Below are 16,270 nucleotides of genomic sequence, written 5' to 3'. Positions count from 1 at the left end.
TGCCGGCTCGGCCGTGCGAATGTACTTCGGCAAGCGGCTACCGCCCCCGGTACGCGGCCTGGGTCTGGCTGACCAGCTTGCACTGCCAGCACTCGAAGTCGGCCTGGTCCCTTGCGATGTTTTGGCGCGCGTTGCACCGAGGACACATCACAGCGCGCATGCCGGGTGGCGGGGCCGGTTCACCGGGCGCTGCCAGCACCGCTGCCAGGATGCCGAGCGGGCCCAACAGGAACCCCACCAGGAAGAATCCGCCAGGACTACGGCGCTTCCGCTCGGCGATAGCCAGGCTGGCGCACCCGAACACGATGCCGACCATCATTGCGCCCATGAGAATGCCGACGGCGGGACTATCCATGTGATTCTCCGTTCAGATTTCGAGCCGGAAGGATCGTAGGCCTTGGCGTTCTTGCCGACTCGGCATTCGGTCACAGTGCGCCAGATGCCGGTGCGGTCTCGCGCCGAGACCGAGGCTATCGCCGGTGAGGTCCTGCCCGGTCGGGATCGCCATGGTGCCGCAAGCACCATGGCGGCTGTATCGGGAGCCCAGCGTTGTTCTTCCTGGACTATGGCGTAGCGGCTGGGCATCACCAAGCAATACAGGCTGCCGGTCTCGTTGGTCATGATTGCAGCCGCCAACAGGCCGTGCCGGGCCCGGGGGTTTGCGGCGGCTACCGGCGGCTGAGGTGGCAGTGGCTGGGGCACAGGGGCATTCGAGTCCGACGTGCTGGACAGTCAACCGCACCAGGGGTAGCCAGGAAAGGCGAGCGGGTCATCTCGCGGACCGTGCGCGGCGACGTTGCAGAAGCTCGTCGCCGGCGCGGTAGGGCCCGGCCCTCGTCAGGTGTCACCCGCCATCGTCGTCGGTCCACGAACGGAACCCGTAGATCTCACCGACCGCCGACGACGCGGGGACACCCGCCGCTCACCGGAGTGAGTCCAAGGCGCTACACAACCGCTTCGGGCAGCATCGATGCACGTCGGGCGAATTCTTGACAACTCACCGTCCGTGCGGAACCTCGTTGAAGGGCACGTCGCGATCGGCGGCCGACTCCCTCGGCATGCCGAGCACGCGTTCGCTGATCACGTTGCGCGCCATCTCGGTGCTCCCACCGGCCAGGCTCCACGCCGCGCGGAACAGATAGTCGAGTCCGACGGTTTCGGTGTCGGCGCTGTCTCCCTGGGTGTGCGTGGCCGCCATCGGCCCGGCGATGCGCACCGCCGTATCGGTTTGCAGCCAGGCGTTCTCGGCGGAGAAGAGCCGGGGGATGGCGCCCGCCGCGGGGGGTAGCGCGCCCGTTGTGATCGCCTGGGTCACGTGCGAGATGAGTTGGTCGCGTACGACATTCATCGCCCGTGCCTCGCCGATGTCCTCGCGCACCCGCGAATTGTCCTGTTGACCGGTCGCTGTCGCCAGGCGCAGCAACTGGTCCGCCTCGCCGCCGAGGTGCGGTCGCGCGCCACTGGTGTAGGGCGAGGTGCCGCCGAGTGCGGCCCGTTCGTGGAAGAGCAGGCGCGAGGCGGCTGCCCAGCCCGCGTCGACCTCGCCGACCACCGCGTCCGCCGGGAGCTCGACATCGTCGAAGAACTCCTGGCAGAACTCCGTCGATCCGGTGACCTGCTTGATCCGCCGCACCGTGACGCCCTCGGCGTGCACCGGGACCAGGAACAGTGTCAGGCCTTGATGTTTCGGCACCGACCATTCGGTGCGGGCCAGGCACAGGGCGTAGTCGGCAGCGTAGGCGCCCGAGCTCCAGATCTTGGAGCCGTTGAGGATCCAGCGATCACCGTCGCGGTCGGCGCGGGAGGTGAGACCGGCCAGATCCGAACCGCCGCGTGGCTCGGAGAGGAACTGCACCAGGATCTGCTCACCGCGCAACACCGCGGGCAGATGCGTGCGCTTCTGTTCCTCGGTGCCGAGATCGAGCAGACTGGCGGCGCAGATGGCCAGGGTCGGCACATTCAGCAGCAGCGGCATCTCGTAGGGGATGGACTCGTCGGTGAACGCGTCCTGGTGGTCGGCGGTGAGCCCCAGCCCGCCGTACTCGGTGGGGAAACAGATGCCGGCGAAACCGCCGTCGTGGAGCAACCGCTGCAATTGGCGAGCACGATCCCATGCCGCCTCGGTGTCGGACGGCGGGGCCACCGACGGTGCCGGGGGCATGTTCGCCCGCAGCCAATTCCGTGCTCTGGTGCGGAATTCCGCGACGGGCTCGATGTCGGTGGTCATAGCTGCGGTGCCTTCCTCGGTGGACGATGCGGTCATGCCGCGGTGTCGAGCAGATCGGTGATGTGGCGGCGGTGTTCCTCCGGCGTGCCGTACAGCGCGCGGCCGAGGGTGATCCGGCGCAGGTACAGGTGCAGATCGTGTTCCCAGGTGACGCCGATACCGCCGTGCAACTGCACGCAATCCTGGGCGATCACGGGCGCTTTGGCGCCGACATAGGATTTCGCGATGCTGATGTACTCCGCGGTTTCCGGCGCACCGGCGTCCCAGGCCGCCGCGCCGGCGAACGCGGTGGCGCGGCAGGCCTCCAGCCAGGTCTTGTTGTCGGCCATCCGGTGCTTGAGCGCCTGGTACGAGGCCAACGGCCTGCCGAAGGTGTAGCGCTCGAACAGCCAGGTCAGCGTGCTGTCGAGCGCCCGGTCGGCGGCACCGGCCGATTCCGCGGCGGTGAGCAGCGCGGCGGCTCCGGCCTGCGCGCGCAGGGCGGTGACGGCCTCGGTTCCGGTGTGGGTCACCGCCTCGGCGCCGAGGATGACGTCGTCGAAGGTGACGCGCCCGGTCCGGCGGGTGAGATCGACAGTCCAGCTGGGGCTGACGGTGACACCCGGAGCGTCGGCGGGCACCAGCAGTTGCAGCGGGCCGTCGTCGCCGGTAGCCGTGACCAGCAACAGGTCCGCCTGATCGGCCGCCTCCACCCGGTCCTTGACGCCGGTCAGCCGAAAGCCGTCACCGGTCGCCACCGCACGGGTGCCGTACACGGTGCCGGTGAGCGGGGCGAAACCCATGCCCGGCTCGTAAACCGCCCAGGTGGCAACGGTTTCGCCGGTCACGATGGCACCCACCGTCTCGGCGAGGCGGTCACCGACCGTGGCGAGTCCGGCGAGTACCGCGGTGGTGGTGACGAACGGTCCTGGCGCCGCACCGCGGCCGAGTTCGGTTGCCACCAGGGCGAGTTCGGTCATCGGATGGCCCGAGACCGAGCCGCCGCCGAGGCTCTCCGGCACCAGCATGGCGGTCCAGCCCAGCTCGGCGCCGTGGCGCCACCAGTCCCGGTCGAAACCGGTACCGGACTCGGCGAGCGCGCGCACGGTGGCGATCGGCACCGTGCCGGCGAGGAAATCTCGGGTGGTCGTCTGGAAAAACCGCTGGTCCGCGGTGGGATCGTGGGGCATGTGGTCGGTCCTTCGGTTGACGCGAAGCTGCCATTGTGGAAATCTCATACTCACATGTGAGAGGCTTATTCTCAATCACGGAAGTCAACCGGCACTGACAGCCTTCGGATGGCGTCGACCGGAATCTCGAAGGGACCGTCGCGTGGTGAACAACTTCCAGGATCTGGACTTCTTCCTCGGACAGGAATTGGTCGCAGATCCCTACCCCTATTTCGATTCGCTGCGGGAACAGTGCCCGGTGATGCGGGAACCCCATCACGAGGTGATGATGGTGACCGGCTACGACGAGGCGCTCGAGGTCTACAACGACGTCGAACGGTTCTCCTCCTGCAACGCCGTCACGGGTCCGTTTCCCGGATTCCCTGTCCCGCTGGACGAGAACAGCGATGTCGCCGCGCTGATCGAACAACATCGCGACAGCCTCCCGATGAGCGATCAGCTGCCGACGATGGATCCGCCGATGCACTCCGAGCACCGTGCGCTGCTCATGCGGCTGATCACCCCGAAGCGATTGAAGGAGAACGAGGAGGCGATGTGGTCGATGGCCGACCGCATGCTCGACCACTATCTGGCCAATGGTGGTGATTACATGCGGGAGTTCGCCGGTCCCTTCACGCTGTACGTCATCGCGGATCTGCTCGGTGTGCCCGCCGACGACCAGGAGGAGTTCCTGCACGCGCTGCAGCGCGACCCGCACCGGGAAGGCGCCAGTGTCGGCAGTACCGAGGGCGAGGGCATGTCCCACAACCCGATCGAGTTCCTGTACACCAGGTTCTCGTCCTATATCGAGGATCGCCGGCGTAACCCGCGCAACGACGTACTCACCAGCCTGGCCACCGCGACCTTCCCTGATGGTTCTCAGCCCGAGGTCCTCGATGTCGTGCGGGTGGCCGCCAACGTCTTCTCGGCCGGCCAGGAGACCACGGTCCGATTGCTGAGTGCGGCAATGAAACTGATCGCCGAACGGCCCGACATCCAGGCGCACCTGCGCGAGGACAAGAGCCGCATTCACAATTTCATCGAGGAGGCGTTGCGGATGGAGAGCCCGATCAAGGGCGACTTCCGGCTCGCGAAGACGACCACGACGGTCGGTGGCACCGACGTGCCGGTGGGGACGGTGCTCATGGTCGTCAACGGAGCCGCCAACCGTGACCCGCGCCGCTTCGATGACCCGTCGACCTTCGATCCGGCACGGTCGAATGCCCGCCAGCACATCGCGTTCGGGCGTGGGGTGCACACCTGCCCCGGCGCGCCGCTGGCTCGCGCGGAGGCCAGGATCGCCATCGAGCGACTGCTGGACCGCACCACCGACCTGCGGATCGACGAGAGCGTGCACGGACCGGCGGACGCGCGCGAATATCAGTATCTGCCCACCTACATACTCCGGGGGCTCACGTCGCTGCATCTGGAAGTGGACGTGGCCGAGGACGCCCGATGAAGGTGACTGTCGACGCGGATCGCTGCCGTGGCCACGGTGCCTGCCTGGGGCTGTGCCCGGAAGTCTTCACCCTGACCGACAGCGGATACGCCGAAGCTGTCGCGGGCGCGGTGCCCGAACACCTGGAGGACGCGGTGGCCGACGCCGTCTCCGCCTGCCCGGAGAGTGCGATCGTCGTCGAGTGAGCGACAACCACCGGCCGGGTGGATCATGCTGTACCGCAGCGTGATCCACCCGGCCGATTCGTTTGTGGGCTGAGTGGTCGATCGGCCGAGCAGTTGATGGGGCCGATCCGATTGCGGGGCTGGGCGGTTGATCGACCGAGCGGTTGACCAGCCGAACGGTTGATGGGCCGATCCGACTATGGCGCTGAGCGGTTGATGAGCCGGATCCGTCCTCAGCCTGAGTGGCCGAGGAGACTATGCCGTGGGAGCTTCGGGTGCGATCGGGGCGAGGCCTGCTCGCACCGCGGGGCCGAGCAAGCCGAGATCGGCACCGAGCGCCGCAGCGAGATCGTGGGCTACCGCAATGTCCTTGCGCAGGAATTCCCCTACGGTGGAACGGAATTCATCGACCGATCCGCGGGCCGCGACACTCGAGATCGCCCGCCCGCCGCTGCTGGCATGAGGGAGCGCGGCGAGCAGGGCAGGCTCGGGCAGCCCGAGCTGTGCGCCGAGGCGCACTGCCTCGGCGACCAAGCCGATCTGTGCCGCGAACAAGATGTTGTTCACCAGTTTGACGCGCTGACCGGCCCCGAGTGCTCCGACGTGCAGCATCGGGTTGGCATACGCACCCACCACGGCCTTGGCTGTGATGACATCGGATTCGGTGCCGCCGAGGAACACAGTCAGTGTGCCCGCGGCGATATCGTGCGGGCCGCCACTGACCGGGCCATCGACCACGCCGATACCCCGGTCGCGCGCCCTAGCGGCGACGGCATCAGCCGTCTCGGGGCTGCCGGTGGTGTGCAGGACGATCAGCGCGCCGCGCGGAAGTTCACCGAGAAGCGTTCCTCCCAAGCATAATTCGCGAACCTGATCGTCGGTGAACACGCAGACGAGCACCACCTCGGTGCCCCGTGCCACCTCGATCGCCGAGTTCACGGGGGTAGCGCCGAGCGCCGCTAACTCCGCGTGCGCCCGATCGGTGCGGGCCAGCACGCGCACTGTATGCCCGGCCGCGACCAACTGCGCGACCATCGGGCGGCCCATCCGCCCTGCGCCTACGAATCCCACCCGCATGCCGGCTCCTACCTGCTCGGTATCGCCGCGCGCTCGCGGTTCATCACGGCCAGCGCGGCATCGGCGGCACCCAGTTCGATTCCCGGCGTGGCGCCCGCGGCATCGGCCAATTCGGCGATCAAGCCGACATCCTTGCGCAGCAGGTCGCCGGCTCGGGTGGCTAGCGCGTCGAGGGTGCCGCCCGCGGCGACGACCCGGCCCAGCGCGAAACTGCTGGCGGTGCCGTGCGTGATGACTTCCCCGAGCCGACCGGGGTCGACACCGAGTTCGGCCCCGAGACGCAAAGTCCCTTGTGCGGTAGCCAGATTCGCGGTGAACAGCAGATTGTTCAGCAGTTTGGCGAACTGTCCGGCGCCGACCTCGCCGAGGTGCACGATCGGATCGGCGTACGTCGCGAAAACCGGCCGCGCGGCCTCGACCGCTTCGACGGCACCGCCGACCATCACCAGCAGCCTGCCCTCGGCAGCCGCGGGACCACCACCGCTCACCGGTGCATCTAGAACTGAGATACCAAGGGGTGCAGCGAGTTCCGCGATCTCCCGGCAGGTCGTCGGGTGCACGGTCGAGTGGATGACAAGCGTCGTTCCGGCTGCCATCGCGGCGAGCACCCCCTTGTCTCCGGTGACGACCTCACGGACATCGGCATCGCCGACGACACAGACGCACACCAGGTCACTGACCGCGGCCAGCTCGGCCGGAGACTGTGCGGTACCTGCCGCGGTGTCGGCGTAGGGCTCGAGCGTGGCAGCCCTACGCGCCCATAGCGTGGTCGTGAACCCGGCATCGATGATGCGGCGCGCCATCGGCCCGCCCTGACTGCCCAATCCGATGAATCCGACGCGCATTTCAGTGCGCCTCCTGTCCGGTGGTCGCCGGGCGATAGAACGCCGCGAGCAGGGCGATTGTCGAGGCGATCCCCAGGCCGAGGGCGACCACGCCGCCCCACCATCCGGTGACCGCGATATCGAGGGCGTGGTCGAGCGAGATCCGGCCGGGGCCGAGGATGCCGAGCGCGACCGACGCGACCGCGAGCACGAGGACGTACTCGTAGCCCTCCTTGAACACGAAGAATCCGTGGGTGCGGTGCGCGAGCAGCCCCGCGACGAGCATCACGCCCACCACCGCGCCCGCACCCAGCGGCGTGCACAGGCCGAGGACCAGCAGTGCGCCGGCGCCGATCTCGGTGATCACACTGAGCCACGCCTGCAACAGCCCGTTGCGCAGGCCGAGTCCGGTGAACCAGCCGGCGGTGCCGGCTATCCCGCCGCCACCGAGCCAATGGTTGACTCCGTGCGCGATCATGGTGCCGCCGAGAACTACTCGCAACAGCAAGAGTGCGACATCGGTCGCGTCCATGGCAATCACTTCCTCGGCGACACGGGGCCGCCGTCGAATTGTGGTGTGGGACCGGTGAATTCACCGTGTTCCGCGGCGACTATGCACTCCTCGGCGAAGGCGAGCATGCCCAGGTGATAGGCGACGGCGGTATGGCCGACGCTGATGTTGTGTGCGGTATTGGGCTGGCTGTTGAGCACGACGCGAGGTGCGGCCGTGAACATCGCCCCCACCTCCGCCAGCGCCGCGGCGTCGTTGCACCAGACCCGCTCGTGATCGCCCGCGGTGAATCGTACCGGCACCCGAATTCCGGCCGCCAGCTCGGGAAAGACCTTCGAACCCCAATCGACGACGGCCTCGGTCTCGAACGGCGGGGCAGGCACCGCGATCGACGCGCCACGGTGGGTACCCGACGGATAGAGCCGCGCCGGATTCCAGATGAGGTCACCGACGCCGGGTGGTCGTGGGCTGTCGGGGCCGACGGTGCGCAGGATGCCCGCGCCGTCCGGGTGGTAGCGGCACCCGGTACCGGCCAGTTCCACGCCGAGTAGGTCGGCGAACCGCGGATCGCCTGCCATCCGCATCGCGAGTTCGGATCCGGCCGAGTGGGCCGTGAGGAAAACACCTGCGCCACGCGGGCGGTCGCGCAGGAACGCGCTGATCGCCTCGAACATCACGTCCGCGCGAACGTCCGGCGCGGCGAGCCGATGGGCGTACGATGCCGAGCTGCCGTATCCGGGTCGGTCCGGTGCGAGCACCGTGTAGCCGAGCCGGTGCGCCAGCCGGACCAGCGACAGTTCCGGATAGCCGGGGCAGTCGAAGTACGCCGAGGTGGTCGAGCCGCCGTGCAGCGCGAGCAGCACCGCACGCGGCGACGGTGCCTCGGCCAGCAGCCCGGAGATCGGCACACCACCGACCTCGGTGACAACGGACTCCCGGGCATCGTCACCGAGGTCACGGAGTTCGGAGTGGATGAGCGTCACGATGTCTCGCTTTCTGGCCGTCACGATTCGGTGCGCAGCAGCATCGCGCCGCCGGGGGTGAGCCCGCCGCTGGAAACCACCGCGACCCTGGCACCGGCCACCTGTCGCGGCCCGGCCTCCCCGCGCAACTGCGCCACCGCCTCGTGGATCAGTCCCATTCCGTGGGTGCGGCCGTGGGAGAGCTGTCCGCCGTGGGTGTTCACCGGGATCAGCCCGTCGCGGGCGATGTTCTTGCCGCCGTCGAGAAAGTCCTTGGCCTCACCGATTCCGCAGAATCCGAGCGCCTCGATCCAGGACAGGCAGTTGAAGGTGAAACCGTCGTAGAGTTCGGCCACATCCACATCGCGGGGACGAAGATCGGTGCGGCTCCACAGATGCGCGGCCGGGCCGAGGACCTGCGGTTCATGGGTGAGTGTGCTCTGGTCCCATTCGACGCGCTCGAGGATCTGGGTGCCGACCGCTTCGACGAACACCGGTGTGCTCGGCAGGTCGGCGACTGTGTCGGTGGCGGACACGATGACGGCGACCGCACCGTCACACGGCACGTCGCAGTCGTAGAGCCCGAACGGAGTGGTGACGGGGCGCGCGTTCAGATAGTCGTCCATGGTCATCGGGTCGCGATAGACCGCGCTGGGGTCGAGGGCGGCATTGGCGCGCTGGTTCAGCGCGATCCAGCCGAGCGTCTCCCTGGTGGTGCCGTACTCGTGAAAGTGCCGCTGCGCCTTCTGCGCCAGCGTGTGCGCTGCCGAGGTGGCGCCGAACGGTGTCAGCCAACTGGTGGTCCGGCCACCGGTGGCGCCGATGCGGCCCGCTTTCATCAGCTCGCTGAAGGTGGACTCCCACACCGTGCGGAAGCACAGGACGTGCCGGGCCAGCCCGGCGGCCACCGCGGTCATGGCGGCGATCACGGCGCCGCCGGGGCCGAACGTTTCGATGCCGCCGTTGTGCCAGGTCGGCCGGATACCGAGGGCGGCCTCGAGTGCCATCACGCCGCCCTCGGCGAAACCGCCGAGATTGCCGCCGCCGGGGTAGGACGACAGGCCGTCGATGTCGTCGAAGGTGAGTCCGGCGTCGGCCACCGCGCGCTCGCAGGCCGCCACGGTCAGTGACAGGGCGGGCACCATGAGCCTGCGGCCGATCTGCGACATTCCGATGCCGGTGAGCGCGACCTCGTCCTCGAACTTGGTGCCGCGCAGCATCGGCCGCACGCGCCGCGCGAAGGTGTCGGGCGCGATCTCGTCGCAGGGCAGCTCGGCCACCGCCGGCTGCTCGGCGACCGGCCGGAACAGGGGTAGCCACACGTCGCCGTCCGGGTGGAAGACCACCTCGACCCGCATCCCGAGCTCCAAGATGGACGGTTCGGCCTCGATGATGTTGGTGGTCAACCGGACTCGCGGGTCCTCGGTCAGCGCGACGGTGGCCACCACGTACGGCGGATCGAGGCCGGGGACAGCGAATCGGTGGTTCACGGTGAAGCCGATGAGCGTCGCGAGGCCGGACACGGCGCGGACGCCGAGCTCGTGGCCGCGACAGTAGCGGCACCGTGGCTGCGGGGGATGCAGTAGCGCGGCGCAGCCGAGGCACTCCTGGATCCGCAGGACGCCGTCGGCGCCTGCGGTCCAGAAGAACTCGGTGTCCAAGCCGAGCAGGGGTAGGGGCCGCCCGGACGCGGGTGCGGCCGTGTCTTTCTCGCGCCCTCCGGTGCTGTCCGCCGCCACGGGCGCCTCCTTGTTTCTGCTGAGCGAGCGGTGTGGTCAGATTTGCGCGCTGGCGCGATTGATCGTCACCGGCTCGGCGAGCCGCTGTTCGTCGACGACCTTCTGCAGCTTCGCCAGCGTCTCGTCCAGGCCGGGCCCGAGCCGCTGACCGGGTGTGAAGGTGGCAGGCAGATGCCGCATGCCCTGGATCACCGCGATGGTGTCGTAGTGGACGGTCTCCGCCGCGACAGCCTGGTAGTCGGGCATCCGATCGAGTACGGCGACGAGCATGCGCTTGAACACCACGCGCGCCACGTTGGAGCCGATGCAGCGGTGGATACCGAGCCCGAAACTGTAGTGCCGGTTGCCTTTCCGATCGAGTACGACCTTTTCGGGGTCCTCGAACACGGCGGGGTCGCGGTTGGCCATCGCCCACGACAGCCACAGTCGTTCGCCTTCCCGGAAGGAAGCGCCCGCCACCTCGCAGTCGGCCGCGACGGTGCGCGCGTCGCCCGGCGCGGGCGTGTAGTAGCGCAGGAACTCCTCGGTCGCCGGGTCGAGCAGCACATCGCGTTCGCGGCTGAGCATCTCGCGCTCGGCCGGATTCTCCGACAGCCATTCCAGCGCATGGGCGGTGAGCGCGGTGGTGGTGTCGAACCCGCCACCGATGAGCAGGCTGAGCATGCCCAGGATCTCCATGTCCGGCAGGGGCTCACCGTTGAGCGTGGCACCGAGCACCGCGTGGATCAGGCCGGGACGTGGGGTGGTCCGGATCTCGGCCATATTGGTGAGCAGGTCGATGCCCAGCGTCCGGTGCATTTCGGCCACCCGCGGATAGTCCGGGGAGTCCGGTGGGGTGTACACCGCCGCGTGCACCGGCTCGTTGTAGATGGTCCACTTCGCCAGCGGGACCCCGAGCATGCCGAGGGTGAGCACGGCGGGCACGACATTGGCCAGGTCGTCGACGAAATCGATCCGCCCGCTCTCGATGTGCTCGTCGATCGCGGCCCGCACGACCTCGTCCACGAACGGCACCCAGCGCTTGACCGCGGCGGGGGAGAGGTAGGGGTTGAGCACCGAACGTAACTCCCGGTGCTCGGGTTCGTCCATCTCGAGAATGCCGCCGCGGATACCCCTGGCGCGCGGCGCGGGCGGGATCGAGATGCCGCGGTAGCCCTTGCGGACGCCCTGGGTGTCGTGGTCGTTGGACACGTGTGGGCAGCGGGCGAGTTCGAAGACCTCACGGTTGCCCGCGGCGACCCAGTGGCCGTCGTAGGTGTCGGTCCAGGCGATCGGGCACTCGCGCTGCATCGACTCGGTGATCTCGGAGAACTCTTCGCGGTATCGCGGTGCGTAGCGGTCGAAGTGGAATCTGGGCTGTTTGCGTTCGGCGTCGTGGCCGAGATCGTCGACGGTCATGTCATGTACCTCTATTCCGCCAGGGTGATCGCGCGCTCGGGGCACGAGTGCACGGCCTCGCGCACCTGTTCCTGTTGATCCGACGGCACGGCCTCGCGCAGCGGCGAGGAGTGGCCGTCGATGTCACTGAGTTCGAACGACTGCGGTGCGATCATGGCGCACAATGTGTGCCCCTGGCAGCGCTGCTGATCGACGTGGACCTTCACAGTGATTCCTCTCAGATGTGGTATTCGTGCCACTTCAGATAGCCGCCGGCGTCGACGCGCAGCTGCGTTCCGGTGATGAAGCGCGACTCGTCCGACGCCAGGAAAAGCACTGCCGCGCTGATGTCACCGGCATCGACGAAGGGGATGGGCATCGCCTGTTGGACACCGAAGGCAGGCTCGGCGTCGGCGCGGGTCGGATGCTCGAGGTCGGGTCGAAACGATCGGTACATCGGTTCGCTCTGCAGCATCGGGGTGTCGCAGTTGGTCGGGTGGATCACGTTGGCGCGGATCTGCTGTGGCGCGATGTGCAGGGCCAGATGGTGCACATACTCGGACAGGCCGCGCTTGGCCACCACGTAGGCCACGCCGCCGGGATCGCGGCCGGGTTGATCCACCTTGGCGATGTCCATCAGGGCCGCGACCGAACCGGTGGCGATGATCGAGGCGCCCGCCTTCAGATGCGGCAGTGACACCTGGATGCTGTTGATGACACCGATCAGGTTGGTGTCGATCACGTCCGACCACGCCTGCCACTGCGGCGTGCCCTTCATCCCGGCGATGCCCGCCTGGGCGATGACGATGTCGAGGCCGCCGAATTCGGCCACGCCCCGGTCGAGGACCGCTCGTAGCTGGGCCACGTCGCGGACGTCGGCCTGCTCGGCGATGATGCGGCGCCCGGTCTTCTCGACCAGCCGCGCCGTCTCGTCGAGGTCCTCGGGCCGCGACAGCGCGTAGCCGATGGTCTCGACATCGCGGCAGATGTCCACAGCGATGATGTCGGCGCCCTCTTCGGCCAGCCGGACGGCGTGACTGCGGCCTTGGCCGCGTGCCGCTCCGGTGACGAAGGCGACCTTGCCCTCTACGCGTCCCACGGGATTTCCTCTCGGTCGAAATGCTTGGTGCTCATGTGTTGCGACCGCCGTTGACCCCGAAGATCTGTCCGGTGATGTAGGCGGCTTCGTCGGAGATCAGGAAGGCGCACATGGCGGCGATATCGGCCGGTGTGCCGATCCGGCGCACGGGTGTGCGCTGGATGTGGTCCTCGACCGTCCCGCCGAGCCGGCCCGCCTGTTCGTTCTTGCGCAGCATCGGGGTGTCGATGAAACCGGGGGGCACCGCGTTCACGGTGATCCCCGATGGGCCGAGTTCCAGCGCAAGCGCTTTGGTGAGGCCGTTGACCGCCGACTTGGCCGCGACATAGTGCGCCATGAACGGCTGGCCCGAATGCGTGCTCGACGAGGAGATGTTGACGATGCGGCCCCAGCCCGCGTCGAGCATGTCGGGTAGCACGGCCTGAATCGTGTGGAAGACGCCGTGCAGGTTCACCTCGATGACCCGCTGCCATTGCTCGAACGACATCTTCTTGAACCGCTGGAAGCCATCGAGCCCGGCCGAGTTCACCAGGATCGTGATCGGGCCGAGTGTCGCCCGGACCGCATCGAGTGCCGCCGCGATCTGGATCGGGTCGGTGACGTCGGCGCGATAGGCGAAGTCGTCGTCGGTGGGCGGGGCGAGATCCAGGGTCGCGACATGGAATCCGCCGTCGCGTAGGCGTTCGGCGATCCCGCGCCCGATGCCGGAAGCACCTCCGGTGACTACCGCCGTCTTCACGCGCGACCCTCCGTTCCGGCCCTCGCTGCCGGTGTAATGCGGAACACAAGAATCTCCCTTCCGAATGCGAGAACCGTACTCTCGCGACGTCGTGGTTCGCAAGAGTCGAATTGGGATTCGGCCGGTGGTGGCACGTTCGGAAAATGTGCCCAATTGGGTCATATCGGCGGATTCTTGCCGCGATCCGCCACGCGGCAGTACCATTCTCACCGCAAGAGAATTGGATTTCCATGGGGAGTCGGTCCCCAGCGAGGAGGCGGGATGTCAACGCAGGAAGTGGCGGGGACGGTGACACGTCGTTTGCTTGTCGACGGGCGGCTTCGGGAAACCGGGCGGACGCTCGCTTCGCTCGATCCGGCTACCGGCGAGGTGTACGGGTACGCGCCGGAAGCCGGCGTCGCCGACGTGGACGAGGCCGTCGCCGCCGCGCGCCGCGCGTTCGACGACACCAACTGGGCGACCAACCCTCGGTTCCGTCGACGCTGCCTCAACCAGCTCTATCGCGCACTGCGCGACAACGTCGAGGACCTGCGTGCGCTGACGATCGCTGAGGTGGGGGCCACTCGGGCGCTCACCCAAGGCAATCAGCTCGAGACACCGTTCGAGATCGTGCGCTTCTACGCCGACCTGCTCGACGACTACGCCTGGACCGAGGACCTCGGCAATGTCGAGATCCGGGGTCAGCAGCACCACCGGTGGGTCGAGAAGGAAGCGGCCGGTGTGGTCGCCGCGATCGCGGCCTACAACTATCCGCACCAGCTCGCGCTGGCCAAGCTGGCGCCCGCACTGGCGGCAGGCTGCACCGTGGTGCTCAAGGGCGCGCCCGACACCCCGCTGTCCACGCTGGCGCTGGGCGAGATCATCGCCGAGCACACCGAGATCCCGGCCGGCGTGGTGAACGTGCTGGCGTCCTCCGATATCGAGGTGGGCAAGCGGATGACCACCCATCCCGACGTGGACGTGGTCACGTTCACCGGGTCGACGCCGGTGGGCCGCGAGATCATGGCCGCCGCGAGCGCCACCCTCAAGAAGGTGTTCCTCGAACTCGGCGGCAAGTCGGCGATGATCCTGCTCGACGACGCGGACTACGCCACGGCGGCGATGTTCGCGGCGTTCAGCGTGGTCACCCACGCGGGCCAGGGTTGCGCGCTCACCACCCGGCTGCTGGTTCCCGCGCAGGCGCACGATCAGGTCGCCGAGCTGGTCGCGGCGAATCTCGCCCATGTTCGCCACGGTGACCCGAACGACCCGAAAACCTATATGGGACCGCTCATCAGCGACAAGCAGCGCGACAAGGTCGACGCCATGGTGCAGCGCGCGGTCGCCGCGGGCGCCACGCTGGTGACGGGTGGACACAAGCTCGACCCCGGCTTCTTCTACGCCCCCACGCTGCTCGCGAATGTCGACCCCGACAGCGAGATCGCGCAGGAAGAGGTGTTCGGTCCGGTCCTGGCGCTCATCCCCTATACCGATGACGACGACGCGGTCCGCATCGCCAACAACTCGATCTACGGTTTGTCCGGTGCGGTGTTCAGCGCCGACGCCGACCGGGCCAAGGCCGTGGCGCGCCGGGTGCGCACCGGGACGTTCAGCATCAACGGCGGCAACTACTTTCACCCGGATGCTCCGTTCGGCGGGTACAAACAATCCGGGATCGGCCGGGAGATGGGCAAGGACGGGTTCGAGGAGTTCCTCGAGCGCAAAACCCTCGCGGAAGTCGTCGCGTGAGCGGGCCGCTGGCGGGCATCAAGGTGCTCGAGGTCGCGATGTACGGTTTCGTGCCCTCGGCCGGAGCGGTGCTGTCGGACTGGGGTGCCGACGTGGTGAAGGTGGAGCACGCGAGCGGGGGAGATCCGCAGCGCGGGTTGCGCCGGGTCGGCAACTTCACCGTCGAGGGCGAACCGAATCCGAATGTGGAGCACGCGAATCGGGGCAAGCGCAGTATCGGCATCGACATGTCGGTGCCGGAGGGACGCGCGGTGGTCCAGTCGCTGGCCCGCGACGCGGACGTCTTCCTCACCAGTTTTCTGCCGTCCGCTCGGGCCAAGTTCGGGATCGACCTCGACGACATCCGCGCGGTGAATCCCGGCATCGTCTACGCCCGCGGCAGCGCGCTCGGACCACGCGGCGCCGAATCCGGGCGCGGTGGGTACGACATGACCGCCTTCTGGTGCCGGGCAGGGATCGCCGCGAGCATCACCCCGCCCGGTGTGGAAGGGCTGATCCCCCCGCCCGGTCCGGCGTTCGGCGACACCATCTCCGGCACCAATCTGGCGGGCGGTATCGCCGCGGCGCTGCTGAAACGGGAGCGTACCGGGGAAACCTCGGTCGTCGACGTGTCACTGCTCGGCAGCGGGCTGTGGGCACTCGGCCACACCATCGCGCTGTCGGCACATCAGCAGCAGCCGATGGTGGCGCCCCGACCCGGCGTACACGGCGCGCCGGCGAACCCGCTGTCGGGCCTCTACGCCACCTCCGACGACCGGTACCTGTCGTTCGTGATGCTCCAGCCGGCCAAGTTCTGGGGCGATGTGTGTCGGCATATCGACCGCCCGGAACTCGCCGATGATCCGCGTTTTCGCGACGCGGCCTCGATCGCCGAGCACACCGCGGCGGCGGTGGCGATCCTGCGCGAGGTGATCGGCGGGCGCACCCTGGCCGAGTGGACGCGGCGATTCGCGACACTGGCCGGTCCATGGGCGCCGGTGCAGGACTCGCTGCAGCTGCTCGCCGACGCGCAGATCAGAGCGAACGACTATGTGCTGCCCGCGGGCGAGCTCGAGCTGGTCGCCAGCCCGGTGCAGTTCGATGTCGCGCCGCCGCAGGTGCGGCCGGGACCGGAGTTCGCCGCACAGACCGAAGAGATCCTGCTCGAACTCGGACTCGACTGGGATCGCATCATCACGCTCAAGACCGCGGGCGCGGTCACCTGAGCGTCCGGAAG

16 protein-coding genes are annotated in these 16,270 nt (G+C 68.1%); 4 read left to right on the top strand and 12 right to left on the bottom strand.

Translation table 11 applies throughout. The features are described from left to right. Nucleotides 1–37 precede the first annotated feature (37 nt). The 3 genes from ACWZHB_RS13760 to ACWZHB_RS13750 form a co-directional block, all read right to left on the bottom strand. Entirely contained in the window at nt 38–355 is a 318-nt protein-coding gene (locus tag ACWZHB_RS13760) for a hypothetical protein (RefSeq protein ID WP_427908328.1), read from the bottom strand. Nucleotides 356–997: 642 nt separating this feature from the next. Beyond that, on the bottom strand, nt 998–2,227 hold the full coding sequence (locus tag ACWZHB_RS13755) for an acyl-CoA dehydrogenase family protein (RefSeq protein ID WP_427909158.1): 1,230 nt from the start codon (nt 2,225–2,227) through the stop codon (nt 998–1,000). 32 nt (nt 2,228–2,259) lie between these two features. Beyond that, nucleotides 2,260–3,396, bottom strand: coding sequence for an acyl-CoA dehydrogenase family protein (locus tag ACWZHB_RS13750; RefSeq protein ID WP_427908327.1), 1,137 nt, complete (start codon nt 3,394–3,396; stop codon nt 2,260–2,262). A gap of 142 nt (nt 3,397–3,538) precedes the next feature. Here ACWZHB_RS13750 and ACWZHB_RS13745 point away from each other — a divergent pair, with 142 nt between their 5' ends. Continuing rightward, nucleotides 3,539–4,834: a cytochrome P450 gene (locus ACWZHB_RS13745; protein ID WP_427908326.1), complete on the top strand. Its 1,296-nt coding sequence runs from the start codon at nt 3,539–3,541 to the stop codon at nt 4,832–4,834. Then, on the top strand, nt 4,831–5,019 hold the full coding sequence (locus ACWZHB_RS13740) for a ferredoxin (protein ID WP_410872847.1): 189 nt from the start codon (nt 4,831–4,833) through the stop codon (nt 5,017–5,019). Before ACWZHB_RS13745 ends, ACWZHB_RS13740 begins: the two co-directional genes overlap by 4 nt. A gap of 234 nt (nt 5,020–5,253) precedes the next feature. Here the strand turns inward: ACWZHB_RS13740 and ACWZHB_RS13735 are convergent, their stop codons facing one another. From ACWZHB_RS13735 to ACWZHB_RS13695, 9 genes are read right to left on the bottom strand one after another with little or no spacing between them, the layout of a single operon-like run. Further along, nucleotides 5,254–6,075 (bottom strand): NAD(P)-dependent oxidoreductase, encoded by an 822-nt coding sequence (locus tag ACWZHB_RS13735; protein ID WP_427908325.1) that lies wholly within the window; start codon nt 6,073–6,075, stop codon nt 5,254–5,256. An 8-nt stretch (nt 6,076–6,083) separates the two neighbouring features. Beyond that, entirely contained in the window at nt 6,084–6,920 is an 837-nt protein-coding gene (locus tag ACWZHB_RS13730) for an NAD(P)-dependent oxidoreductase (RefSeq protein ID WP_427908324.1), read from the bottom strand. Nucleotide 6,921: 1 nt separating this feature from the next. Further along, a complete protein-coding gene (locus tag ACWZHB_RS13725; protein WP_427908323.1) occupies nt 6,922–7,431 on the bottom strand; it encodes a DoxX family protein in 510 nt (169 codons plus the stop codon). 5 nt (nt 7,432–7,436) lie between these two features. Further along, nucleotides 7,437–8,393 carry an alpha/beta hydrolase gene (locus ACWZHB_RS13720; RefSeq protein WP_427908322.1) on the bottom strand — a complete coding sequence of 319 codons (957 nt, stop codon included), beginning with the start codon at nt 8,391–8,393 and terminating at the stop codon, nt 7,437–7,439. Nucleotides 8,394–8,413: 20 nt separating this feature from the next. Next, nucleotides 8,414–10,111, bottom strand: coding sequence for a thiolase C-terminal domain-containing protein (locus ACWZHB_RS13715; RefSeq protein WP_427908321.1), 1,698 nt, complete (start codon nt 10,109–10,111; stop codon nt 8,414–8,416). Between the two features lie 36 nt (nt 10,112–10,147). Beyond that, nucleotides 10,148–11,509 (bottom strand): cytochrome P450, encoded by a 1,362-nt coding sequence (locus ACWZHB_RS13710; RefSeq protein ID WP_427908320.1) that lies wholly within the window; start codon nt 11,507–11,509, stop codon nt 10,148–10,150. A gap of 11 nt (nt 11,510–11,520) precedes the next feature. Continuing rightward, nucleotides 11,521–11,715, bottom strand: a complete 195-nt coding sequence (locus tag ACWZHB_RS13705; RefSeq protein WP_427908319.1) for a ferredoxin — start codon at nt 11,713–11,715, stop codon at nt 11,521–11,523. Between the two features lie 11 nt (nt 11,716–11,726). After that, nucleotides 11,727–12,587, bottom strand: coding sequence for a mycofactocin-coupled SDR family oxidoreductase (locus ACWZHB_RS13700; protein ID WP_427908318.1), 861 nt, complete (start codon nt 12,585–12,587; stop codon nt 11,727–11,729). A 31-nt stretch (nt 12,588–12,618) separates the two neighbouring features. Further along, on the bottom strand, nt 12,619–13,326 hold the full coding sequence (locus ACWZHB_RS13695) for an SDR family NAD(P)-dependent oxidoreductase (RefSeq protein ID WP_427908317.1): 708 nt from the start codon (nt 13,324–13,326) through the stop codon (nt 12,619–12,621). A 261-nt stretch (nt 13,327–13,587) separates the two neighbouring features. On the opposite strand from ACWZHB_RS13695, the gene ACWZHB_RS13690 reads away from it, so the two are divergent. Together ACWZHB_RS13690 and ACWZHB_RS13685 are read left to right on the top strand one after the other, a co-directional pair. Beyond that, the gene (locus ACWZHB_RS13690; protein ID WP_427908316.1) at nt 13,588–15,054 is read left to right on the top strand and encodes an aldehyde dehydrogenase family protein; all 1,467 of its coding nucleotides are present in this window, start codon (nt 13,588–13,590) and stop codon (nt 15,052–15,054) included. After that, nucleotides 15,051–16,259, top strand: a complete 1,209-nt coding sequence (locus ACWZHB_RS13685; protein ID WP_427908315.1) for a CaiB/BaiF CoA transferase family protein — start codon at nt 15,051–15,053, stop codon at nt 16,257–16,259. Before ACWZHB_RS13690 ends, ACWZHB_RS13685 begins: the two co-directional genes overlap by 4 nt. Nucleotides 16,260–16,270: the final 11 nt, after the last annotated feature.

The organism is Nocardia sp. FBN12, from assembly GCF_054031145.1.
The sequence above is the reverse complement of the archived record's forward strand: the minus strand, read 5'-3'. Positions and strand labels throughout refer to the sequence as shown.